16 protein-coding genes and 4 tRNA genes are annotated in these 24,328 nt (G+C 70.4%); 10 read left to right on the forward strand and 10 right to left on the reverse strand.

The features are described from left to right. Nucleotides 1-73: 73 nt before the first annotated feature. The 3 genes from R2B38_RS18770 (at nucleotide 74) to R2B38_RS18780 (ending at nucleotide 5,258) form a co-directional block, all read left to right on the forward strand. Nucleotides 74-2,290, forward strand: a complete 2,217-nt coding sequence (locus R2B38_RS18770) for an MMPL family transporter (RefSeq protein WP_318017271.1) — start codon at nucleotides 74-76, stop codon at nucleotides 2,288-2,290. Between the two features lie 185 nt (nucleotides 2,291-2,475). Beyond that, nucleotides 2,476-3,429, forward strand: coding sequence for an SGNH/GDSL hydrolase family protein (locus R2B38_RS18775; RefSeq protein ID WP_318017272.1), 954 nt, complete (start codon nucleotides 2,476-2,478; stop codon nucleotides 3,427-3,429). A 149-nt stretch (nucleotides 3,430-3,578) separates the two neighbouring features. Then, the gene (locus R2B38_RS18780) at nucleotides 3,579-5,258 is read left to right on the forward strand and encodes a carboxylesterase/lipase family protein (protein WP_318017273.1); all 1,680 of its coding nucleotides are present in this window, start codon (nucleotides 3,579-3,581) and stop codon (nucleotides 5,256-5,258) included. Nucleotides 5,259-5,271: 13 nt separating this feature from the next. On the opposite strand, the gene R2B38_RS18785 is transcribed toward R2B38_RS18780, so the two are convergent. From R2B38_RS18785 to R2B38_RS18830, 10 genes are all read right to left on the reverse strand, one after another. Beyond that, entirely contained in the window at nucleotides 5,272-6,468 is a 1,197-nt protein-coding gene (locus R2B38_RS18785) for an ABC transporter permease (protein WP_318017274.1), read from the reverse strand. Beyond that, nucleotides 6,465-7,178, reverse strand: a complete 714-nt coding sequence (locus R2B38_RS18790) for an ABC transporter ATP-binding protein (protein WP_318017275.1) — start codon at nucleotides 7,176-7,178, stop codon at nucleotides 6,465-6,467. Before R2B38_RS18790 ends, R2B38_RS18785 begins: the two co-directional genes overlap by 4 nt. Before the next feature lie 52 nt (nucleotides 7,179-7,230). Further along, nucleotides 7,231-8,937 carry a hypothetical protein gene (locus tag R2B38_RS18795; protein ID WP_318017276.1) on the reverse strand — a complete coding sequence of 569 codons (1,707 nt, stop codon included), beginning with the start codon at nucleotides 8,935-8,937 and terminating at the stop codon, nucleotides 7,231-7,233. Next, complete coding sequence (locus tag R2B38_RS18800) at nucleotides 8,922-9,386, reverse strand: hypothetical protein (protein WP_318017277.1); 465 nt, start codon at nucleotides 9,384-9,386, stop codon at nucleotides 8,922-8,924. The genes R2B38_RS18795 and R2B38_RS18800 overlap by 16 nt, the downstream gene beginning before the upstream one ends. Nucleotides 9,387-9,644: 258 nt before the next feature. After that, on the reverse strand, nucleotides 9,645-10,364 hold the full coding sequence (locus tag R2B38_RS18805; RefSeq protein WP_318017278.1) for a leucine-rich repeat domain-containing protein: 720 nt from the start codon (nucleotides 10,362-10,364) through the stop codon (nucleotides 9,645-9,647). A 92-nt stretch (nucleotides 10,365-10,456) separates the two neighbouring features. Further along, the gene (locus R2B38_RS18810) at nucleotides 10,457-11,740 is read right to left on the reverse strand and encodes a serine hydrolase domain-containing protein (protein WP_318017279.1); all 1,284 of its coding nucleotides are present in this window, start codon (nucleotides 11,738-11,740) and stop codon (nucleotides 10,457-10,459) included. 281 nt (nucleotides 11,741-12,021) lie between these two features. Next, a tRNA-Lys gene (locus tag R2B38_RS18815) sits at nucleotides 12,022-12,094 on the reverse strand. Between the two features lie 131 nt (nucleotides 12,095-12,225). Next, nucleotides 12,226-13,677 (reverse strand): amino acid permease, encoded by a 1,452-nt coding sequence (locus R2B38_RS18820; protein ID WP_411978573.1) that lies wholly within the window; start codon nucleotides 13,675-13,677, stop codon nucleotides 12,226-12,228. A 289-nt stretch (nucleotides 13,678-13,966) separates the two neighbouring features. Continuing rightward, nucleotides 13,967-16,186 (reverse strand): DEAD/DEAH box helicase, encoded by a 2,220-nt coding sequence (locus R2B38_RS18825; protein ID WP_318017281.1) that lies wholly within the window; start codon nucleotides 16,184-16,186, stop codon nucleotides 13,967-13,969. 220 nt (nucleotides 16,187-16,406) lie between these two features. Beyond that, the gene (locus tag R2B38_RS18830) at nucleotides 16,407-16,916 is read right to left on the reverse strand and encodes a hypothetical protein (protein ID WP_318017282.1); all 510 of its coding nucleotides are present in this window, start codon (nucleotides 16,914-16,916) and stop codon (nucleotides 16,407-16,409) included. A gap of 325 nt (nucleotides 16,917-17,241) precedes the next feature. Here R2B38_RS18830 and R2B38_RS18835 point away from each other — a divergent pair, with 325 nt between their 5' ends. The 7 genes from R2B38_RS18835 to hrpA all read left to right on the forward strand — a co-directional run bounded on the left by R2B38_RS18835 (nucleotide 17,242) and on the right by hrpA (nucleotide 24,310). Next, nucleotides 17,242-17,592: a metallopeptidase family protein gene (locus R2B38_RS18835; protein WP_033285124.1), complete on the forward strand. Its 351-nt coding sequence runs from the start codon at nucleotides 17,242-17,244 to the stop codon at nucleotides 17,590-17,592. A 207-nt stretch (nucleotides 17,593-17,799) separates the two neighbouring features. Beyond that, nucleotides 17,800-19,422, forward strand: coding sequence for a metallophosphoesterase (locus tag R2B38_RS18840; RefSeq protein WP_318017283.1), 1,623 nt, complete (start codon nucleotides 17,800-17,802; stop codon nucleotides 19,420-19,422). 80 nt (nucleotides 19,423-19,502) lie between these two features. Continuing rightward, a tRNA-Glu gene (locus tag R2B38_RS18845) sits at nucleotides 19,503-19,575 on the forward strand. A gap of 49 nt (nucleotides 19,576-19,624) precedes the next feature. After that, a tRNA-Asp gene (locus R2B38_RS18850) sits at nucleotides 19,625-19,699 on the forward strand. Nucleotides 19,700-19,723: 24 nt separating this feature from the next. Continuing rightward, nucleotides 19,724-19,797: transfer RNA gene (locus R2B38_RS18855), tRNA-Phe, on the forward strand. Between the two features lie 75 nt (nucleotides 19,798-19,872). After that, nucleotides 19,873-20,253 carry a hypothetical protein gene (locus R2B38_RS18860; RefSeq protein WP_318017284.1) on the forward strand — a complete coding sequence of 127 codons (381 nt, stop codon included), beginning with the start codon at nucleotides 19,873-19,875 and terminating at the stop codon, nucleotides 20,251-20,253. A 91-nt stretch (nucleotides 20,254-20,344) separates the two neighbouring features. Further along, on the forward strand, nucleotides 20,345-24,310 hold the full coding sequence (gene hrpA / locus R2B38_RS18865; RefSeq protein WP_318017285.1) for an ATP-dependent RNA helicase HrpA: 3,966 nt from the start codon (nucleotides 20,345-20,347) through the stop codon (nucleotides 24,308-24,310). Nucleotides 24,311-24,328 lie beyond the last annotated feature (18 nt).

The following is a 24,328-nucleotide window of genomic DNA, read 5'->3' on the forward strand; positions in this document are numbered from 1 at the left end:
GAAGGCTTGAGACCACGATCACGCACGTGATCCGGATCTCGACCGACCGCCGACACGGAGGCCTTCCCCAGCCATGGCTACTCTCCTTTACCGCTTGGGCCGTGTGGCCTTCCGGTGGCGCTGGTTCGTCACCCTGTTGTGGGTGGCGGTCCTCGGCGCCGTCGGTTTCGCCGCCGCCAAGGCCCCGGCCGCCCCGGACGACGGCTTCACGATGCCGGGCATCGAGTCGCAGCGCGCCTTCGACCTGCTGGAGCAGCGCTTCCCCGGCACCGCGGCGGACGGCGCGAACGCCCGGATCGTCTTCGTCGCCCCGAACGGCGAGAAGGTCACCGCGACGGAGAACAGGGCCGCGATCGAGAAGCTGGTCACGGAGGCGGCCGACGGTTCCCAAGTCGCCTCCGCCGTCGACCCGTTCGCCGCGCAGGCGGTGAGCAAGGACGCGTCGACGGCGTACTCCACCGTCACCTTCAAGGTGAAGGCCGACGACCTCACCGACGCCGCCAAGACCCACCTGGAACGGGCCATCGACACGGCCAAGAAGGCGGGCCTGACCGTCGAGGTCGGCGGCGACGCCCTCGCCACCCAGCCCGCCGCCGGCGGCAGCGCCGAGGCGATCGGCATCGCGATAGCCGCCGTGGTCCTGCTCATCACCTTCGGTTCACTGGCCGCGGCCGGCCTGCCCCTCCTCACCGCGATCCTCGGCGTCGGCATCAGCATGTCCGCGGTCCTCGCCCTGGGCAGCGCCTTCGGCCTCTCCGAGACCACCGGCACGCTGGCCACGATGCTCGGCCTCGCCTGCGGTATCGACTACGCGCTGTTCGTCGTCTCCCGCTACCGGGAGGAGCGGGCGAAGGGCCACGCGCCGCGCGAGGCGGCGGGCCTCGCGGCCGGTACGGCGGGTTCGGCAGTGGTGTTCGCCGGTCTAACCGTTGTCATCGCTCTAGCCGGTTTGTCCGTCGTCGGCATCCCGATGCTGACGAAGATGGGCCTGGCGGCGGCGGGCGCGGTCCTCCTGTCGGTCCTGATCTCCCTCACCCTGGTCCCGGCCGTCCTCGGCTTCTGGCCGAACGCCGTCCTGTCGCGCCGCGAACGCAAGGGCAAGGCCAAGGCCGGCCGGAACAAGGCCAACGGCGAGAACGGGGGCAGCCGTTGGGCCCGCCTCGTCGTCCGCCGCCCGATCCCCGTCCTGCTGCTCGGCGTCGTGGGCCTCGGCGCGATGGCCCTGCCCGCACTCAACCTCCAGCTCGGCATGCCCGGTGACGAGGCCAAGTCCACGGCCACCACCGAACGCCGTGCCTACGACGACCTCGCGAAGGGCTTCGGCCCCGGCTTCAACGGCCCCCTGACCATCGTCGTGGACGCGAAGAAGGCGGACGACGCGAAGGACGCCGTAGCGACGATCTCGAAGGAGATCGCGGCCACGGACGGGGTGGTCTCCGTCTCACCCGCGCGCTTCAACTCGGCAGGCGACACAGCGGTGTTCAGCGCGACCCCCGCCACCAGCCCCACCGACGAGAAGACGAAGGAGCTCGTCCAGACGATCCGCGGCGAACGGCCCGGTATCGCCTCCGACGCGGGCGCGAGCTTCGAGGTGACGGGCACCACCGCGCTGAACATCGACGTGGCGCAGAAGGTCCAGGACGCGCTGATTCCGTACCTGGCACTGGTGGTCGGCCTGGCGATCGTCCTCCTGCTCCTGGTCTTCCGTTCCCTCCTCGTCCCGCTCAAGGCGGCACTCGGCTTCCTGCTCTCCGTGCTCGCGGCGCTCGGCGCGGTGGTCGCGGTCTTCCAACAGGGCCATCTCGCAAGCCTGTTGGGCGTCGACCAGACCGGCCCGATCATGAGCCTGATGCCGATCTTCCTGGTGGGCATCGTCTTCGGCCTCGCCATGGACTACGAGGTGTTCCTGGTCTCCCGGATGCGCGAGGCGTACGTCCACGGGGACGGGCCCGGTCAGGCGATCGTCTCCGGGTTCCGGCACAGCGCCCGGGTGGTCGTGGCCGCCGCGCTGATCATGATGGCGGTGTTCTCGGGCTTCATCGGCGCGGGCGCCTCGATGATCAAGATGATCGGCTTCGGGCTGGCCATCGCGGTCCTGTTCGACGCGTTCGTGGTCCGGATGGCGATCGTGCCGGCCGTCCTCTCCCTCCTGGGCAACAAGGCCTGGTACCTGCCGAGTTGGCTGGACCGCCTCCTCCCCCGCATGGACGTCGAGGGCGAGGCCCTGAGCCGCAAGGTCCCGGCACCGGTCACCGACCCGCCCACGGCCCGGCTCACTCCAGTCCCCTGACTCCCCCAGACCGGGGCCGCCAAGAGCGGAGGTGGCCTCGCGGTGCCGGATCCCGTGGGGACGGGGACCGGCGCAAGTCCCGGGCCCGGCGACGGGGCACTCCCCCCGCCCGTCGCCGGGCCCGCGGACGTCCACAGCCACCAAGCCACGACCTCACCAACTCGCCCACCAGAGAGGGCACTTCGATGAAAACCTCAGTGCAGGCCGGCGTGGCCGGGCTCCTCGCCTGCGGCACCCTGCTCACCGTCGTCCTGGTCACCCGCGACGGCGACGGCAACGACGACAGCCACACCGGCATCGCCTACTCGGCCCGGTCCAAGGGCCCGTACGTGGCCCTCGGCGACTCCTACACGGCCGGCCCCGGCATCACCGACCCCACGGGCACCCCGGCCGGCTGCGACCGCTCCGCCGGCAACTACCCGGCCCTCGTCGCCGCCGAACTCGGCCTGAAGGGCGGGGACTTCCGCGACGTGAGCTGCAGCGGCGCCACGACCGCCGACCTCGCGGGTTCGCAGCACACCGACGACGGCACCAACTCGCCCCAGCTCAGGGCACTTTCGTCCACCACCCGCCTGGTCACCGTAGGCATCGGCGGCAACGACATCGACTTCAGCTCGATGATCAAACGGTGCGTGGCGATGGGCGCGCTGTACGAGATGACAGGCAGCGGCAAGTACATCGCCGAGGACGCGCCGTGCGAACGGAACTACGTCAACGGCGGCTCCGACGCGGTGAAGACGAAGATCGCCACGGCGGGCGAACGCCTCACCCGGGTCCTGACCGAGGTCAGGCGCCGCGCCCCCGAGGCCCGGGTCTACGTCGTCTCGTACCCGGCGATCCTGCCGTCCGACAGCGCCGACTGCGGCCGGGAGATGTCCCTCGCACCGGGCGACGTGACCTTCCTCCGCGAGAAGGAGCAACAGCTCAACTCGATGCTGCGGCAACGGGCTTCGGAGGCGGGGGCGGCCTACGTCGACACCTACACGCCCTCCGCCGACCACAACGCCTGCGCGGCGAAGGACACCCGCTGGATCGAACCGCTCGTACCGCAGAACCCGGCGGCGCCGGTGCATCCGAACGCGCGGGGTGAGCGGGGCATGGCGGACGCGGTGCTGCACTCGATCAAGTCGGCGTTGTAGGGCGGCCGTTCACGGCCCAAGGTGTCAACCCGTGGATCCGCAACCTAAGTTGCACCCGTGGACACTGTGAGTCACGAAAACTCCCTAGGCCGTCCCGGCAGGCCCGGCCCAGCATGAGGCGACTCGTCCTCAAGTGATCGGGAGACCCAGTGAACTCCTCCCCCACCGGTACCGGCCGCCGCGACTTCCTCGGCCGTACGGCAGGTCTCACAGCCGGCGCGGCCCTGCTCAGCACCCTGCCCTCCACCCCGGCATCAGCCACCCCGCGCGACGACACGAGCCACCCGGTCAGAACCCAGTCAGGCCTGGTCACAGGCACCGCGTCCGCCCTCCCCGGCGTCACCGTCTACAAGGGCATCCCGTACGCCGCCTCCACCGCAGGCGAGAACCGCTGGCGCGCCCCGCGACCCCCCGCCTCCTGGCAGGGCATCCGCAAGGCCGACACCTGGGGCGCGGCCTGCCCCCAGCCGGTCACGGGCATCACCGCCGACAAGGTCCCCCCACTGAGCGAGGACTGCCTGAACCTCAACATCTGGACGGCGGCGGGCAGTTCGACATCCTCCCGGGACCTCCGCCCGGTCTTCGTCTGGATCTACGGCGGCCGCAACAGCGCCATGTGGGCCTCGCAGCCGGTGTACGACGGGGCGAACCTGGCGGCCAAGGGCGCGGTCGTGGTGACGTACAACCACCGCGTGGGCGCCTTCGGCAACCTCGCGCATCCGGCGCTGAGTTCGGAGGGCGGGCACGGTGGTTCCGGGAACTGGGGTGTGCGGGACACGGTGGCCGCGCTGAAATGGATCCGCCGCAACATCGCCGCGTTCGGGGGCGATCCGGAACGGGTGACGCTCGCGGGCTGGTCGCACGGCTCGTCCTTCGTGAACATCCTGATGATCTCGAAGCTGGCGCGGGGCCTGTTCCACCGCGCCGTCCTGTCGGCGGGCGTGCAGTACACCAAGGACCCGGCGCTGGGCCATGTGGCGGGCGGCTACGCGGAGTTGGCGACGGCGGAGGCCAACGGCACAGCGTTCGCAACGTACATGGGCGCGTCCTCGCCGGCCGACCTGCGCGCGCTGCCGGCCGACGAGATCGTGGCCAAGGTGTACGCCCAGGGCGCCCCGGCGGCGGGCACGAGCTTCGGCAACGTCCTGGACGGCTACGTCCTCCCGGAGTCGTACACGGCGGCGATGAAGTCCCGTACCGAGTACGACATCCCGGTCCTCACCGGCAACAACAAGGACGAGAACGGCGCGTCACCGACACTGACGATGACGGTCGCGGCGTACGAGGCGTACGCGGCGACGACGTTCGGCGATCGGGCGGCCGACTTCCTGTCCCTGTACCCCGCGACGACGGACACGGAGGCGGCAGCCCAGTACGACAACTACGCCCGCGACGAGGAACGGGTCTCCACGTTCCTCTGGGGCACACAGTTCAAGGTCACGGCCGCCAACCGCAGCCCGGTCTACACCTACTGGTGGACCCACGTCCCCCCGGGCCACGACACCACCAACCCGATCGAACCGGCGGACGGCGTCGGCGCCTACCACGGCGCCGAGAAGTACTACTTCTTCGGCAACCTGTACGGCACGGACCGCCCGTGGACGTCCGCGGACTACGCCATCGCCGACCGGACGTCGTCGTACGTCGCGAACTTCGTGGCCACCGGCAACCCGAACGGCCACGGCCTGCCGACATGGCCGGAGCTGCGCACGTCGAGGCCGGTGTCGATGGAGTTGGGCGACCATTTCGCGCCGGTGCCCGCGGCGGACACGGACGCCAAGTACGCGTTCTTGAAGGGGTACTTGGAGTCTCAGGTGACGGAGTACTGAGCGCGGTGTCGGGTCAACTGTGCGCTCGTGCGGTGAGATAGGGGTCCCGACGGAGGGCTTCGCGGCTTCCGAAGAGGGTGCCGACGGCCAGGCCGGCAGCGGGCAGCAGCAGCGCCGCTCCGGCCCAGGCCGGCCCGGGCAGGGCGTCCGTGACGGTGATGGGCAGGCCGAGCACATCGCTCAGCGGGCCGGCCAGCGACGCGGACAGCGCCGTGCCGACGGCCGCGCCGAGCACCCCCGCCACCCCACCGGACAGCACGGCTTCGCCGAGCAGGATCCGGCGTAGTTCGGGCCGTCCGGAACCGAGGATCCGCAGAACGGCGAACTGGCCGATCCGTGCCCGCGCGCTGTCCGCGGCCCGGACGACACCGAGCGCGAGCGCGCCGAGCGCCAGGACCAGCACCCCGACGCGCATCGCGAGATCCGCCGCACCGAACAGACCGGGCAGGTTGCGGACCCGGTCGGAGACCGCGGAGGCCGAAAACCCCTTGTTCTGCAGGGACTTGGTGACCGCGGCCACCTGCCGCTGGTGCTCGACCACCACGACGGCGGACTGCGCACCCTCCCGGTCCCGGAAGGCTTCCGCCGGCTGACCGGAGCGGGCAGCGGCCAGCAACGCGGCGGTGTCCTGCGAGAGATAGGCGACGCCGGGTCCGTCGGCCTGCCAACTCGGGTCGTACAGGGCGACGATCTTCAGCTTGATCACAGCGCTGGTGCCGGACGCGGCGCCCGTCGCCCTGGTGTACCCGAAGGCGACGGACCGGCCGAGGAGCGGGGCGAAGTCGGTCCCCTGCGCGACGGCGGGCAGCACGACCTCGTCCGGGCCGAGCGGCGCGGAGACCTTCCCCTTGGTGACCGGAAGATCGTCACCCGGGGTCAGGGTGTGGCTCGCCAGGTCGTACGTCCCGTTCTCCTCGGCGTACAGCACGGAGGAGTAGTCGGCGACGACCTGCCGAACTCCCTTTGCCCGCGCGGCCTCCCGCAGTGCCGAGGTGGTGAGCGGGCGGACCGACGCATCGCCCTCGAAGGAGGAGAGTTCGATCTGCGTGAGCCCGCCGGAGCCCAGTACGTCCCGCTCCACGGCACCCGCCGCACCGGCCGCGACCCCGGCGGACGTGGTCAGCAGCGCGGCCAGGACCGTGAGGGTGGGCAGCGCCCGGCGCAGTGAACGCCCGTCGCGCTTCCAGGTGTAGAGACTCCAGCGGCTCATCCCAGCGTCTCCCTACGGGCACTTCCCTGACGGAGGTTCTCCTCGCGGACGGGCGACAGCACGCCGTCGTCCAGCACATAGCGCTGATCGCAGGCCTCGGCGACCGCCGATGCGTGCGTGACGAGCAGTACGGCCGCGCCCCGTTCCGCGCACGAACGCAGCGAATCCATCACGGAGTTGGCGTTCTTCGGGTCCAGTCCCGAGGTCGGCTCGTCGGCGAGGACGAGCAGCGGTTCCTTCACGGCCGCCCGGGCCACCGCGATGCGCTGCCGCTGGCCGCCGGAGAGTTCGGTGACCGGGGAGTCGGCCAGGTGCTCCATGCCGAGGTCGCCGAGCAGCGCCCGGGCCGTCGTACGGTGCCTCGACAGCCGCGGTCCGAAGGCGGCGGCGACGTTCTCCCAGGCGTTGAGGAACGTGAGGAGCCCGAGGTCCTGCAGCACGATGCCGATCGAGCGCAGGCGCAGCGCGTCCCGGTCGGCGGGTGACAGTGCGCCGGTGTCCGTGCCGGCGATATGGAGGGAGCCCGCGCTCGGCGAGAGGATGAGCCCGAGGAGGGCGAGCAGGGTGCTCTTGCCCGAGCCGGACGGCCCCTCGACGGCGGCCATCGTTCCCGCCCGGAGGGCGAGATCAGCCCGGCTCAGACCACCACCGGCCGCGTATCTGAAGGCCAGGCCTTCGCCCAGGACGATCGGCGGGGAGGCGGTGTTCATACGGCGGGTGCCCTTCTGGGGTGAGGAAGGCGGGGCGGGTACGGGGGAGGGCTCAGGCGAGGAGGTAGTACGCGGCTCGCGTGGCGTCGGCCGAAGCGGCACCGCCCGGTGAGTCGGCGTAGAGGTCGGGGAACTCGGCGTCGCGGTAGGGCTTCAGCAGTGCCGGAAGGTCGTTCCAGAAGGTCTGTGCGACGTTCTGGTCGGTCGCCAAGGCCGCCTGGATCGCGTCGGAGGCGGTCACCAACTCACCGTCGCGCAGGGCCTTTTGGGCTTGCGCGACGAGGTCGGTCCCCGCCGTGAGCCATCGCGCCTGGGTCGTACACCCCGCGTCGGCGAGCACCACCACGACGCGCAGGGAAGGGGCGGGAAGAGCGTCGCCCTCGTGCGCGAGCGACTCGACGGAGGTGCGCGGACACCCCAGTCCGAACTCGGCACGCGCGGCCGTGGCGCCGTACCAACTGTGCTGGTTCACCGTGGTCAGACGCGCCGGTACCGCGCGTTCGGCCGCCGCGGCCCTGGCTCCCTCGGCGGCCCGCGGTCCGCAGCCCAAGGACAACCGGTGGCACGTCATGGCGAGCAGCAGCCGGTCGGACGGATCGAGCCCGGGGTCCGAGCCCAGCCGCTTCAGCCCCTTCTCCAGCCACTCCGGTGCTCGCTCCCGCCCGCCGCTGGCGGTCAGGGCCCGCGCGGCGTTGTACGTGGCGGTGAGCGTGCCGAGTTGGGTCGGGGACTTGGCCACGAGACCGTCGGACCGAACGGCCGCCGTAGGCACGGGAATTGGCGGGTCCGACGGGTCGGGCCCGCCGAGGGCGAGCGCCCGCCGGACCAGCCACCGGGTCTGCGTGTCGGGGTCATGCAGCGCGGGCAGCAGACAGGCACGCGTCTGGGACGTCAACTCCCGCCGGAGCAGGGCTGATGCGGCCCGCTGGATGGATTCGAGTACGACGCAGTCGGCCCGCCGGAGATCAGCATCGGCGTGCCGGAGAACGCGTGTGGCCCGGGCCCGCACCCCGACGGCCCGGAGCGCCTCGACCGCGTACAACGCCGGTACGGGCTGGTCGACTTGAGCGGTGTCGGCCGCGAGACGGGTCAGTGTGGCGGGGGCCACCTGTTCGCTGCGGCCGAGGCAGGCCAGAGTCTGCAGGAAGGCGGCGCGGGTGGCGAGCGAGGTCGTAGCGTCGTCCTCGGGGTCCGGCGTCCGGAGATAGCCGAGCGCTTCGGTCTCGGCCTGTGCGAGGAGTCCGGCACGTTCCAGGACGGCGGCCGCGCTGGTGGCTCCGGGGGCGTTGGGAGCTCGGGGAACATCGGAGGCTTCGGAGGCCTGGGAGGTTCCGGCGGCCGACAGCGACAGGCACACGTACTGCGCCCGCCAGGCGGGGGTGTCGAGCATGTCGGTGCGGGCGAGCCGGGCCAGGGCGGCCGGGCGGATCCCGGGGACGGGCGGCTCGGCGCCGGTCCGGTGCCCGCCGGGGAGCGCGGCCTCCAGGCGCCCGTACGCGGTCGGGTACAGCGCGGGATCACGTCCGACCTCGGCACGGGTGGCTCGTACGAGATCGTTCGCGCCGCGCAGAGCGCCGAGTTGCGCGGCCAGTCGGGTGCCGGGCCGGTCGGGCCGCTCCACCGGCCCGCCGCCGAACATCGAGACGCCGAAGGCGGCCACCCCGGCGATCGCCGCGGCCGCGGCGACCACGACACGGCTACGGCGTCCGGTACGCCCTGGCAGGAGGTCGCGCTCCACGGCGCTCAGTCGTTCGCGCAAGCCGAGGCGAACGCCTTGACGCCGGACTCGAAGGCGCCGCCGTCGGAGCAGGTGGTGATGCTCGTGTTGAGCGAACCTCCGGGGTCGGCGATGCCGCTGACGTCGGCGATCCAGGTGTTCTGGTTGGTCCAGCCGACCTGCCGGGTGCTCTCGCTCACCTGCGTACCGCTGGGACTCAACGCGAGCGTGGCCTGCCACCCGTTGGCCTTCACGGTCGCTGTGTTGCTGATCTTGCTGACCTCGTACTTCGCGTTGCCCTTCTTCGTCTTCGTGGACGTCTTGAAGGAGCACTTGTCGGCGTAGGCGTTGCACTGCCAGGCGGTGACCTCGACCTTCGCACCCGTGCCGGGCAGGGGCGTCGATCCGGAGTCGGAGATGGCCATGGTCGGCGCGGCGGTCGCCACCGTCAGCAACGCGACGAGTCCTGTGGTCAGCAGGATCTTCTTCACCCGGTTCTCCCCGTTTTCGTTCCGTGTTCGTCCCCAACTGGGCGTCGAACTGTATATGTTGCGGGAATATCCACGAGTGACCGAAAAGTGCCGCCAAGTGGGCGTGGGATATCCCGGTTTCGGCGAATGACATGCCCATCGGGGCGGCGGGCCAGACGTCTACAAATGGGATCCTACGACCCGTTTCAGCCACCCCGGAGGCGGCCTGGTTCACACCTGTGGGTTAAAGGAGGCCGCTGCCCGCCGCACTCAGGGAGCTCACGAGAGTACGACGCACCCGCGCCGCTCCAACTCCGTCAGCAGCCCCGCGGACGGGTCACAGTCGTTCCACCGCAGGTCCAGCTTCTCCAGCGACGGCATGGCCGCCACCCAGTCCGGCAGCACAGTGAGGCGATTGCTTCGGAGGTCGAGTTGGCGGAGGAGGGGCAAGTCGGCCAGTTCCTGCGGGAGTTCGGCGAGGGCGTTCTCCCGTAGGTCCAGGTGACGGAGTTCGTGGAGGTCGGCCACGGATGACGGGAGGCGGGTGATCTCGTTGCCCCGGAGCCAGAGTTCGCGCAGGGTGCCGAGGGCGCCGATGGTGTCGGGCAGGGTGGTCAGCCGGTTGTGCTGGGCGCGGAGTTCGACGAGTCCGGCCATGCGGCCGATGGCCTCGGGCAAGGCGGTGAGGGTGTTCTCGCCGACGTTGAGATAGCGCAGGCGGGTCAAGTTCCCCAGGGTGTGCGGGAGTTCGGCCAGGTCGTTGTCGTGCAGGTAGAGGCAGCCGTCGAGGGCGGTCAGGTCGCCGAGTTCGTCGGGGAGCGAGGCGAGGTGGTTGTGACCGAGGTCCAGGGTGGTCAGCCCGTGCAGGCGTCCGATCGCGGGCGGGAGATCGGTGAGCCCGTTGTCCGCGAGGATCAGGACCTGGAGTTCGGTGCGCCGCCAGACCGACTCGGGTACTTTTCCGAGCTGTTGACGCCATAAGTTCAATACGTGGGGCACTAGTCGCTCCGCTCTTCTCGTCTTCTACAGGCGGACGGCACCGGTCGCCGAGGCTGAGGGCATTGCCTGCCTGGCGGAGAGTCCCCGGTGGCTCAGCCCCCCGAACCCCCGTCCACCGGAGCCCCGGTGATGGCCTGCGCCTCCTGACCGATCATCTCCTGGAGCGGCACGCCGTCGCGGTTGCTGAGGATGACGCCGACCCAGCCGGTGTCCGGGTAGATGTCCCAGTTGGCGCCGACGCCGGGGTTGCCGCCGGCGCGCTGGTACATCCACTGGCCGCCCACGATGGAGACCGGGATCCCGTACGCCCCGAACGACGCCGGTCCCTGGGGGATCTTGGCGGCGGTGAGCACGTCGGCCCAGGGCCGGTCCAGCAGCGTGCCGTCGCCCAGCGCGTGCGCGAACCGGACCAGATCCGGCGCGGTGGCGAAACCGCCGTCCCCGGGAGCGTCGACGAAGGCGCGGCCCGGATTCTTGCCGAGGACGTTCGGGTCCGGGCTGCTCTCGTCCAGGTCGCGGACGGCGTCCACCACACTGCCGTCGGCCAGCTCCATGTACGGGTGCGCGATGTGCCCGTCGGTGAGCCACTGCGGCCGCGTGTAGAACCCGGAGCCGGTCATGCCGCAGCGCGCGAAGACGTTCTCCCGCACGTGGTCCCAGTACGACCGACCGCTCACGGCCTCCACGATCAGCGCGGAGAGGGTGACCTCCGCCTCCTCGTGGTCGGTGTCGGGAAGGCCCGGGACACCCACGAGTCTCGCCTGCCGGGCCCGCCGCTCGTAGTACGCGTGCACCTCGTCCCGGCTCCGGAAGACCCGTCGTACGTCCTCGTCGGCGACGTCCAGCCCGGAGGTGCCGGACAACAGGTGGTGGACGGTCACCTGCTCGGCGATCTCCTTGGCGAGGCCCTTCAGATGGGTGCCCACCGGGTCCGACAGCTTCACCTTGCCCTGCTGCGCCAACTGCAGCACGGCCACCGTGCCGAACGGCTTCCCCGCCGAACTGAGGCTGAACGCGACGCCCTCGTGGTTGGCGATCCCCTTCTCCTCGTCGGCCATGCCGTAGCCGCGGGACAGCACGGTCCGGCCCCGGTGCGACAGCAGCACCACACCGGAGAACCTGCCCTCGGCGGCCAGCTTCGCCACGTACCGATCGTAGGCGCCGCCGGGGCGGGTGTCGGGCGGGATCGGGGCGGTCGAGGCGTGACCGGTCGAGACCTGGGCCGCGTGACGGCCCTGGTCGGCGAAACCGGGCTCGGCGGCGTAACCGGGCTCGGCGCCCACCAGCGACGCGCCTGCCACCCCGCCGACGGCCGCCAGCCCGCTCCATCCGAGCAGCCTCCGCCGACCGACACCGCGTACGGAATCCGAGTCCATGCGCACAGTCCTTTCCCGTTCCCGATGGACGAACTGCCCGTTGACGCAGGGCAGTTCGGATGTCCACTGAAGGCGGGGAACTGTTGCGGGGGCGTATGCGCTTTTCGATACGTCGGCGATACGCGTTCCGGTTGCGGGAAGATCGCCGGTCGTCGCACCGGTCGCCGTGCTGGCAGTACTGGACCTGCTCGCCCCCGAAAACAAAGCAGCGCCCGAGTCGGCCGAAGCCGAAACGGACGCTGCACAGCAGGTCAGAGGCCATAACCCCCGCCCACCACCGGTAGACCCTGTGGGACTCGAACCCACAACCAATGGATTAAAAGTCCACTGCTCTGCCAATTGAGCTAAGGGTCCTCGCGATGTTGCCTCCCCGAGCATAGCGGGAGGTGGCCGTGTCTCCGATCGGGTATCGGGGACACGGCCGCGCCGGACGGTGAAACAGGGGGCGAGCAGGGCCGGAGCCGGGGACCGACTGGTCCGGAGTGTTACGGATCAACCGGTTCGGGCGCCCCCGCCCGCGCCGCCTCCCGCGCCTTCGTGCGGGCGTGTTCCGGGTTCAGGAACCAGTGCTGGGCCGAGGCGAACCACCAGGCCGCCGCGAAACCCAGGACGACCAGGACCGCCACCGGCGCGTAGTTGAAGGACTCCCACGTGACCGGCGACACCTGCGGCAGCATGAACAGCACGGTGATCACGATCACCCACACCACCGACACCGTGCCGATCAGCCGCGACCACCGGCCCAGATGCCACGGCCCGCGCTGGAAGTCGTCCCCCTTGCCCAGCCGTAGGAGGGTCGGGATGACGTACGCGATGTACAGGCCGATCACCGCGATCGACGTCACCGCCGCGTACGCCGTGACATTGATCAGGTAGGGGAGGCCGAGCACCAACGCGCCCGCCGCCGCCAGCCACACCGCCGCGACCGGCGTCCGCGTGCGCGGGCTCACCGTGTGCCAGACGCGCGAGAACGGGAGCGCGCCGTCGCGTGAAAAGGCGTAGATCATACGGCTGTTGGCGGTCACCGACGCCATCCCGCAGAACAGTTGCGCGCCGATCACCACCAGGAGCAGCAGCTTCCCCGCCGTCGCTCCCAGCGCGTCGAGGAGGATCTGCGCCGGCGGTGCCCCCGTCGCCGAGCCCAGCTCCTTGTCGTACGACTGGATCGCGTACGTGAAGCCCAGGAGCAGGACGAAGCCTGCTATCCACGACGTCCAGATCGAGCGGACGATGCCCTTCGGGCCGGCCGTCGACGCGTCGTGGGTCTCCTCCGTCATGTGGGCGGAGGCGTCGTAGCCGGTGAAGGTGTACTGCGCCATGAGCAGGCCCAGCAGGACGACGTAGACCCCGCTGCCCCAGCCCGTGTTGTTCACGAACTTCGTGAAGACGAACGTCGTCGACTGGTGGTGGTCGGGGACGAAGGTGAGCGCCCCTACGATCACGCCCACCCCCAGCACGTGCCACCACACGCTCACGTTGTTGAGGATGGCGACGATCTTCACGCCGAAGGTGTTCAGGAGGCCGTGGAGGATCAGGATCGCCGCGAACAGGAGCACCGTCCGACCCGGCGTCACCTTGAAGTCGAACTGCAGGTTCAGGTACGCGCCCAGGAACGACGCCGCGCCGAAGTCGATGCCCGCGGTCACCGCGACCTGGCCGAGGACGTTGAACCAGCCCGTGAACCACGCCCAGGCCGCCGCCGTGCGCGGGGGCGCCAGGCGGTGGGCCCAGAAGTACAGGCCCGCCGACGTCGGGTAGGCCGAGCAGATCTCGGCCATCGACAGGCCGACGAACAGCGTCATCAGGCCTACGGCCACCCAGCCCCACATGATCACGGCCGGGCCGCCCGTGTTCATGCCGAAGAGGTAGAGGGTCAGGCAGCCGGACAGGACCGAGATGATCGTGAAGGAGACCGCGTAGTTGGAGAACGCCGACATGCGGCGGGCGAGAACCTGCGTGTAGCCGAGTTGGGCAAGCCGTTCTTCGTCGGAGAGACCGGGGTGATCGGAGTGATCGGAGGGATCTCCCTTTGACAGCCCACTCGCTATGGCGTCATCTGTCATGCCCCCAGCGATTCCCTCACCGCGGGCGTGACATGCGCCACTTAAGGAATCGATAAGGACTCGATGTGGCCAAAAAACGGCCCCCGCCCGATCACCCGGGCGGGGGCCGTCTTCTGCGCTAGTGCGCTAGCGCTCTGCTGCTCTGCTGCTACGCGACCTGACGTCAGCCGTTGCGCTTCCAGCGCGGCTTGTCGTCGCGGCGGCCGAAGGAACCGGTGCCGGTGCCCGTGCCGGTCGTGCCGCGGTGGCCCGGACGGTCGTGGCCGCCGGCGCGGAAGCCGGGGCGGTCGCCCTGGCGGTCACGGTTGAACGGGCGGTCGCTGCCCCGGTGACCGGTCGCGGGACGGTCGTCGCGACGGTAACCGCCGGACGCGGGACGGTCGTTGCCGCCACGGTCGTCGCGGCGGAAGCCACCCGAGGGACGGTCGTCACGACGGTCGAAAGAACGGCCGCCACGGTCGCCGTCACGGCGGTCGTTGCCACCGCGGTCGTCGCGGCGGAAACCACCGGAGGGGCGCTCGTCACGACGGTCGAAAGAACGGCCACCGCGGTCGCCGCCACGGTCGTCACGACGGTCGTTGCTGAAGCCGCCCGAGGGACGGTCGTCGCGACGGTAACCGCCGGACGCGGGACGGTCGTTGCCACCGCGGTCGTCGCGGCGGAAACCACCGGACGGACGGTCGTCACGACGCTCGAAAGAACGGCCGCCACGGTCGTTGCCACCACGGTCGTCGCGGCGGAAGCCACCCGAGGGGCGCTCGTCACGACGGTCGAAGGAACGGCCACCGCGGTCGCCGCCACGGTCGTCACGACGGTCACGGCGCTCGTAGTTGCCGCGGTCGTCACGCTGCTGGCGCGGACGGTCGTAGGAGGAGGACTCCTCGCGCACCGGCGCCTGCTCCGCCACGACGGCCTCGGCGGCGGCCTCGACCACGGCCGCGGCCTCGGCGACCGCGGCCTCCGGGTCGTCGCCCCGCTCGCGCGCGGCACGGGCGATCAGGCGGTCGGACTCCTCGCGGAGCTCGGCGGCACGACGCGTGGCCCGCTCCAGCTCCTTGGTGAGCTGGGCGACCTCGCGCTCGGCCTGCTGCGCGGCGTCGCCGGCCGACTGGGCCTGGACCTCGGTCATCGAACGGGCGCCGGTGATCTCGGCGACCTCGGGCTCGAAGGCCGTACCGGTGTTGATGATGTGACGCCCGGCGTCGACGCCCGCGTCCTCCATCAGCCGGAAGATCTGACGGCGCTGGTGCGGGAGGGAAAGGGAGACAACCGTGCCCGTACGACCGGCACGCGCGGTGCGGCCCGCGCGGTGCAGGTAGTCCTTGTGGTCGCCGGCCGGGTCCACGTTCAGGACCAGGTCGATGCCGTCGACGTGGATACCGCGGGCGGCGACGTCGGTCGCGACGAGCGCGTTGACGTAGCCCTCCTTGAAGTCCGCCAGCGTCCGCGTACGGGCGCCCTGCGTCATGCCGCCGTGCAGCGCGTCGGCCTTCACGCCGGACTCGCGCAGCTGCTCGGCGATACGGTCGGCGCCCAGCTGGGTGCGGACGAAGATGATCGTGCGGCCCTTGCGGGAGGCGATCGCGGCGGTGACCGGCGCCTTGTCCTTGGGCTTCACGATGAGGATGTGGTGGGACATCGTCGTGACGTTGCCCTGCGCGCTGTCGACCTCGTGCGTGACCTCGTTCTTGAGGTAGCGCTTGACCAGCGTGGAGATCTCGTTCTCCATGGTGGCCGAGAACAGCATGCGCTGGCCGCCGGCCGGGATCTGGTCGAGCAGCTCGGTGACCTCGGGCAGGAAGCCCAGGTCGGACATCTGGTCGGCCTCGTCGAGGACCGCGATGCGCACGTCTTCGAGCGAGCAGGCGCCGCGGTTGATGATGTCGCGCAGGCGACCCGGGGTGGCGACGAGGACGTCGACGCCACGCTCCAGGGCGTAGATCTGGTTGCCCATGGACGTGCCGCCGCAGACGACCTTCATCTTCAGGCCGAGGACGTCGCCGTAGGGCTGGAGGGCGTCGGCGACCTGCATCGCCAGCTCGCGGGTCGGGGTGAGGATGATGCCGCGGGGGCGCTTGCGCTCGGTGCGGCCTCCGGACAGCGTCGCCAGCAGCGGCAGACCGAAGGAGAGGGTCTTGCCGGAGCCGGTGCGGCCACGGCCGAGGATGTCCTTGCCGGCCAGGGCGTCCGGGATGGTCGCGGCCTGGATCGGGAAGGGGGCGGTCACACCGTTCTGCGCGAGCTTGCGCACGATGCCGTCGGGGAGACCGAGGGACGCGAAGGTGACCTCGGGAGCCGCCTCGGTGGTGGCCTCTACGGCCGTCTCGTCGCCCTCGTTCTCGTTCTCGGGCATGACGATGTGATCAGTACTGGAAATGGACATGCGAATGCGAAACCTTCCGGAGTATCCGTCGGCACGCGCCCGTCAACTCCGTGATTCGCTATCGACCGCCTCAATGCGGTCCGCCACGGCAAGGGAGAGTACGCGCCACACGGCGCGCTCTACAGTGGCGCCGGGCAATGGGATCAAACGATCTACCACCTTACGCACCCACCACCCCCCAATGCAAACCGCCCCTCATTGACGTGCGTCACACCCGTCGCTACGCCGGTGACCCGGCCGCCGGCGCCGGTTCCCGGTCCACCAGCTGCGGTACGGGGTCCTCGTGCGCGGAGGACGAGGGCTCCGCGACGGTCGGCTCGACGGACGGCGGCGGCGGGCTCGGCGACGGGTCGGCGGGCGGGGGAGTCCGCGTCGGGGTCGGCTGCGGCGCGGCCGTGGTCGGCGCCCCCGGCTTCGGGCTCGTACCCGGTCTGGGCGCCTTGGTGGCGGCCGGACTCGCCGCACCCCCCGAAGCGGACGGCGAGGCCGAACCCGAGGCGGACTCCCCGGGCTTGGGCTTCCCGTGCCCGTGTTTCCCGTCACCCCCGGACCCGCCGAACCCGATCCCGCCCCCCGGCACCCCCGAGCCACCGTCCGGCGCCTCACCGGCGTGCTGCCCGGCGGAGTGCGAGGGCCTGGCACCGCCGCCCGCGTCGTCGCCCACGCTCATGCAACCGGCGGCAGCGGCGACGACGGCGACCGCGGCGGCCAGACGGACGGGTACGTACATGGGGCGCACGGGGCCACCTCCGAGGCGGAAAAAGGGAGTCCCCCTCTCAACTCCCGCCGCCCACCGGAAGACACGCGCCGCGCGGCCGGACCCCCACTTCCTGGCCGGAGTAGACCCCTTCCCACCCCACACCGGCCGGGAATCGCCGCTACGGCAACCCCGGCGACCCCCCAACTACCCACCCCCGGACCGGACTTCAGGCACATACCGGACACCCGCCGGAGAAGCTCGGCCCACCGCCCCGAACCCACCCCCGCGTACGGCCGCCGCGACCCACATCCGCGACGACCGCCCCGAACCCGCGTTCGTCCCGGACAATGGACCCGTGCTGGAAATGACACGCGAGGCGTTCGAAGAGCTGGTGAGTGAGGCCCTGGACCGGATCCCGCCGGAGCTGACGCGGGTCATGGACAACGTGGCCGTGTTCGTCGAGGACGAACCCGACCCGTCCGACCCCGAGCTGCTCGGCCTCTACGAGGGGACCCCGCTCACCGAGCGCGGCGAGTGGTACGCCGGGGTCCTCCCCGACCGGATCTCGATCTACATGGGCCCGACCCTGCGCTACTGCGCGACCACGGAGGACGTGGTCCACGAGGTCGCCGTCACGGTCGTCCACGAAGTCGCCCACCACTTCGGCATCGAGGACGAGCGGCTGCACGAACTCGGCTGGGGCTAGGCGCTGAGCGCTCCGCTGGGTAGGCGGTTCTTCGGCTGCGCGCCGGTGGGGGCTTGTCGCGCCCACGCGGCGGAGCCGCATATCGACACAGCCCCGCGCCCCTTTCGGAGCGCGAGCCCCCGGCACCGATCAGTCACCGCCACTTTCCCCGAACAGGGGGCTGCCCCCACCCGCATACCTGCCCCCACCCCTGGGCATACGGGACCAATGGCCAGCGTCCCCGTCGCAGCCCTGAACCGCCTCCGCCGAGCCCAGCACGCCCTGATCCGCCAGTACCGTGCCCGCCGCCCCCGCCCCACCGTCGAACTCGTCCCCCAGCCCCACCCCTGGCCCCGCGCCCTCGGCCTCGTCATGGTCGTCGTGGTCGGGGCCTGGCTCGGCCTGCTGATCGTGGGCAACGTACGGGCCCAGGTCGGTCCCATGAACACGACCATGACCCTGCGCCCGTCCCTCACCGGCGGCACGAAGATCAACGTGTCCCCGCTCGGCGCCCTGTCCCTGGACAGCCACCACGCCCCGGTCCGCCTGGACGTCAACGTCGACCAGCTCGACCCCGAACGCTCCCAGGCCCTCGTCGACCACCCCGAGCGCCTCTCCGGCCTCCAGGACGAGGTCGCCCGCGACGTCGAACACGGCACCCTCGACCTCGCCGTACGGTCCTGCACGGCCGTGGTCCTGGGCGCTACGACCCTCGGCCTCGCGGTCTACCGCCGCCCCCGCCGGGCCCTCGCGGCCGGCGGCCTCGCCCTGACCCTCCTGGCCGCGTCCGGAGCGACGGCGTACGCGACCTGGAACCCGAAGTCGATCCTGGAACCGAAGTTCTCGGGCCTGCTCTCCTCCGCCCCGTCCCTGGTCGGCAACGCGCGCAACATCGTCACCGAATTCGACGTCTACCAGAAGGAGTTGGCCCGCCTGGTGACGAACGTGACGAAGCTCTACGACGTCACGTCGACGCTCCCCGCGTACCAGCCGGACCCGACCACGATCCGCGTCCTGCACGTCTCGGACATCCACCTGAACCCCGCGAGCTGGAAGATCATCGCGTCGCTGGTGGAGCAGTACAAGGTGAACGTGATCGTCGACACCGGCGACACCATGGACCACGGCACGAGCGCCGAGAACGGCTTCCTCGACCCCATCGCTGACCTGGGCGCGCCCTACGTCTGGGTCAGGGGCAACCACGACTCCCTCGCCACCCAGCGCTACCTGGAGCGGATCAAGAACGTGCACGTCCTGGACGAGGGGCGGGCGGAAACGGTCGCGGGCATACGCTTCGCGGGCATCGGCGACCCCCAGTTCACCCCGGACCGCTCGACCGCACCGGGCGCCGACAACGCGGAGGAACTCGCCGGCGACCAGCTCGCCTCCGCCCTCCGCGACCAGCAGGCCGCCGGCACCCCGGTCGACATCGCCCTGGTCCACGAACCGTCCGCGGCCCGCCAGACCGACGGCGAGGTCCCCCTCGTCCTGGCCGGCCACCTCCACCACGAGGGCACCGAGGTCATGAAGCACGGCACGCGCCTGCGCATCGAGGGCTCGACGGGCGGCAGCGGCCTGCGCGCCGTGGAGGGCAAGTACCCCGACCCGATCGAGGCGTCGATCCTCTACATCGACCGCGACACCCACCGCCTCCAGGCCTGGGACGAGATCAAGCTCGGCGGCCTGGGCCTGACGACGGCCGAGGTGAGCCGCCACCTCCCGAAGGAGAACCTGCCGGGCGCGGTCCAGTCACCCAGCCCGTCACCGAGTCCGTCCCCAAGTGAGTCCTCAGGCCGGTCCACAAGTCCGTCCCGGACCCCCTCCCCGAGCCCCTCCCCGTCGGCCTCGTAAACCGTTTTGGCGATACCTCCCGCCATCCCATATGCTTCTCACGTCCCCGACGCGCTGAGAAGCGCCCAGGCGGGCCGATAGCCCTCATCGTCTAGCGGCCTAGGACGCCGCCCTTTCAAGGCGGTAGCACGGGTTCGAATCCCGTTGGGGGCACGCAACACCGTGTGCGACACTGGCTCCGCCAGTTCGCGCGCAACAGCAAGGTCCTGTGGAGCAGCTTGGAGTGCTCGCCACCCTGTCAAGGTGGAGGCCGCGGGTTCAAATCCCGTCAGGACCGCTGAGGTTCCGCAAGGAATCTCGTGGCTGGGTAGCTCAGTTGGTACGAGCGATCGCCTGAAAAGCGATAGGTCGCCGGTTCGACCCCGGCCCCAGCCACCGGATCGAAAGCCCTGTCCCACCCGGGACGGGGCTTTCGTCGTAGCCGGACCGGACGACACAGGGTGGGGCGCGATGGGCCAGGACATCGACCTGGAGAAGATACGGGCGCGGTACGGACTGCTCGCGGTGGTCGGCAGCAACATCGCGATCACGGCGGTGGCGGTCTTCGGCGTATGGCAGCTGAACGGCGACCGCGCGGTGATCGTGGGCGTCCTGACCTCGGCGTTCACGGCGATGGCGGGGCTGACGACGGCGTACCTGGGCATCAAGGCCGTATCGAACACGGCCCAGTCGATGTCCAAGGAGGCGGGCCGCCAACAGGACGCGGAGCGGCAGCAGTCGGCCCGTCCGGCGCCTGAGGACGAGGCCGTCCAGGCCGACGGGGGTCCGGGGGCGGAGTCCCCGGGAGCGGCCACCGTCCCCTCGCCCAGCACTCCGACAACGGCGCCCTGACCCACCCGCACGACTCCCGCCGAGCCGCCGCGGTCCGCCCCGGACAATTCATTCGCCAGGAATTTCGCCGAGGTGAGATCCTTGACGGCGTATGTCTACGCACCCCGCCTCCGCGCCCGGCACTTCCGCCCCCGCCCTCGGCGACCTCGCCCCCCGCCTGACCGAGCTGACCCTGCGCGACGCGCACCGGCTCGGGCGCAGGCTCGAAGGCGCGCGCAGGATCCGCAAGCCGGAGGCCCGCGCCGCCGTACTCGCCGAGATCGAGACCGAGGTCGCGCGCGGCGAGGAGCGGATGGCCGCGCGGCGCACTCGCATCCCGGCGATCTCGTACCCGGAGCAGCTGCCGGTCAGCCAGAAGAAGGACGACATCGCGGCCGCGATCCGCGATCACCAGGTCGTGATCGTGGCGGGCGAGACCGGCTCCGGCAAGACGACCCAGATCCCCAAGATCTGTCTCGAACTCGGCCGCGGCGTCCGCGGCATGATCGGGCACACCCAGCCCCGCCGTATCGCCGCGCGCACCGTCGCCGAGCGCATCGCGGAGGAGATGGACACCCCGCTCGGCGAGGCCGTCGGCTGGAAGGTCCGCTTCACGGACCAGGTGAACCAGGAGTCGACCTTCATCAAGCTGATGACGGACGGCATCCTGCTCGCCGAGATCCAGACCGACCGCGAACTGCGCGCCTACGACACGATCATCATCGACGAGGCCCACGAGCGGTCCCTCAACATCGACTTCCTGCTCGGCTATCTCGCCCAACTGCTCCCCAAGCGCCCGGACTTGAAGGTCGTCATCACCTCGGCGACCATCGACCCCGAGCGTTTCTCCCGGCACTTCGGCGACGCCCCGATCATCGAGGTGAGCGGCCGGACGTATCCGGTGGAGGTGCGGTACCGCCCGCTGCTGGAGGACGAGTCCGAGGACTCCGACCGCGACCAGATCACCGCGATCTGTGACGCCGTGGAGGAGCTTCAGGGCGAGGGCAAGGGCGACATCCTCGTCTTCCTCTCCGGCGAGCGGGAGATCCGCGACACGGCGGACGCGCTGACGAAGAAGAACTACCGCTTCACCGAGGTCCTCCCCCTCTATGCCCGTCTCTCGCACGCCGAGCAGCACCGGGTGTTCCAGCAGCACACGGGCCGAAGGATCGTTCTGGCGACAAACGTCGCCGAGACGTCCCTCACCGTCCCGGGCATCAAGTACGTCATCGACCCCGGCTTCGCCCGGATCAGCCGCTACAGCCACCGGACGAAGGTGCAGCGGCTGCCCATTGAGGCCGTCAGCCAGGCAAGTGCCAATCAGCGCAAGGGCCGTTGTGGCCGTACGTCGGACGGCATCTGCATCCGGCTGTACTCCGAGGACGACTTCCTCGCCCGCCCGGAGTTCACGGACGCCGAGATCCTCCGCACCAACCTCGCCTCCGTCATCCTCCAGATGACCGCGGCCGGTCTCGGCGAGATCGAGAAGTTCCCGTTCATCGACCCGCCGGACCACCGCAACATCCGCGACGGCGTCCAACTCCTCCAGGAACTGGGCGCGTTGGACCCGGACGAGAAGGACCCGCGCAAGCGCCTCACACAGACCGGCCGCAAACTCGCCCAGCTCCCGGTCGACCCCCGCCTGGCCCGCATGGTCCTGGAGGCCGACAAGAACGGCTGTGTCCGCGAGGTCATGGTGATCGCCGCCGCGCTCTCCATCCAGGACCCGCGCGAGCGCCCCGCCGAGAAGCAGACGCAGGCCGACCAGCAACACGCCCGCTTCCGGGACGAGTCGAGCGATTTCCTCGCGTTCCTGAACATGTGGCGGTACATCCGCGAGCAGCAGAAGGAGCGCGGCTCCTCCGCGTTCCGTCGCATGTGCAAGCAGGAGTACCTGAACTTCCTCCGGATCCGCGAGTGGCAGGACATCTACAGCCAACTCCGCACGGTGGCCAAGCAGATGGGCATCCAGTTCAACGAGAAGGACGCGGCCGAGCAGAGCGTCCACGTCTCCCTCCTCGCCGGACTGCTGTCCCACATCGGCATGAAGGACGTGAAGGACGGCGCGAAGAACGAGTATCTCGGCGCCCGCAGCGCCAAGTTCGCGATCTTCCCCGGCTCGGCCCTCTTCAAGAAGACCCCGCGTTTCGTCATGTCGGCGGAGCTGGTGGAGACGTCACGCCTCTGGGCCCGCGTCAACGCCAAGATCGAACCCGAGTGGGTCGAGCCCCTCGCCGGCCACCTCCTGAAGCGGACGTACAGCGAACCGCACTGGGAGAAGGACCAGGCAGCCGTGATGGCCTTCGAGAAGGTCACGCTCTACGGCGTCCCGATCATCGCCCAGCGCAAGGTGAACTACGGCCGCATCGACCCGGAGGCGAGTCGCGAACTCTTCATCCGCAACGCACTCGTCGAGGGCGACTGGCGCACGCACCACAAGTTCTTCGCCGACAACCGCAGACTCCTCACCGAGGTCGAGGAGTTGGAGCATCGCGCCCGCCGCCGGGACATCCTGGTCGACGACGAGACGCTCTACGACTTCTACGACCAGCGGGTGCCCGAACACGTCGTCTCCGGCGCCCACTTCGACTCCTGGTGGAAGCACAAGCGGCACGAAGAACCCGAACTCCTCGACTTCGAGCGCTCGATGCTCATCAACGAGCGCGCCGGAGACATCAGCAAGGCCGACTATCCCGACTCCTGGCACCAGGGGCGGCTCAAGTTCCGGGTGACGTACCAGTTCGAGCCGGGCGCGGACGCCGACGGTGTCACGGTCCACATCCCGCTCCAGGTCCTGAACCAGGTCACGGACGAGGGCTTCGACTGGCAGATCCCGGGATTGAGGGAAGAGGTTGTCACCGAACTCATCCGCTCCCTCCCGAAGCCGATCCGCCGCAACTACGTACCGGCCCCGAACTTCGCGCAACGCTTCCTGGCAACGGCGGTCCCCCTCCAGGAACCCCTCCCCACCACCATGGCGCGGGAGTTGAAGCGCATGGTCGGAGTCCCCTTCACAGCCGAGGACTTCGACTGGTCGAAGGTCCCGGACCACCTCCTGATCACCTTCCGGATCGTGGACGAGCGCCGCCGCAAACTGGCCGAGGACAAGGACCTGGAGGCGCTCAAGGTCCGCCTGAAGCCGAAGGCGCGCCAGGCCATCTCGCAGGCGGCCGCGGCGACGGCCGAGCGCGAGGGCGGGGAGTCCCTGGAGCGCAAGGGCCTGACCGACTGGTCGATCGGCACGCTCACCCGCGTCTTCGAGACCCGCAGGGCCGGCCAGCCGGTGAAGGCGTACCCGGCGCTGGTCGACGACGGCGACACCGTCTCCGTACGGCTCTTCGACACGGAGGTGGAGCAGGCGGAGGCGATGTGGAAGGGCACGCGCCGGCTCATCGTGCGCAACATCCCGGTGAATCCGGCGAAGTTCGCGTCCGAGAAGCTCACCAACGCGCAGAAGCTGGCCCTGTCCGCGAATCCGCACGGTTCGATCCAGGCGCTGTTCGACGACTGCGCGCTGGCGGCGGCGGACAAACTCATCGGCGACTTCGGCGGCCCGGCGTGGGACGAGGAGTCGTACCGGAAGCTCTACGAGAAGGTGCGCGCCGAGATCGTCGACACGACGGTCCGCGCGGTGAGCCAGGTCCAACAGGTGCTGGCCGCCTGGCAGGCCTGTGAGCGCCGCCTGAAGGCGGCGAACAGCCCGGCGCTCCTGCCGAACCTCGCGGACGTACGCGCCCAGCTGGACGCCCTCGTGAAGCCGGGCTTCGTCACGGCGGCGGGGATACGCCGCCTGCCCGACCTGATGCGCTACCTGGTGGCCGCGGACCGCCGTCTCCAGCAGATGCCGACCGGGGTCCAACGGGACACCACCCGCATGGAGAAGGTCCACGAGATGCAGGACGAGTACGCGTGGCTCCTGGAGCAACTCCCGCAGGGCCGCCCGGTTCCGTCCTCGGTCCTGGACATCCGCTGGATGATCGAGGAGCTCCGGGTCAGCTATTTCGCCCACGCGCTGGGCACGGCGTACCCCGTCTCCGACAAGCGGATCGTGAAGGCGATCGACGCGGCCGCACCGTAACAACGCCTGCACACCGAG

This window comes from Streptomyces sp. N50 (assembly GCF_033335955.1).
Taxonomy (GTDB): domain Bacteria; phylum Actinomycetota; class Actinomycetes; order Streptomycetales; family Streptomycetaceae; genus Streptomyces.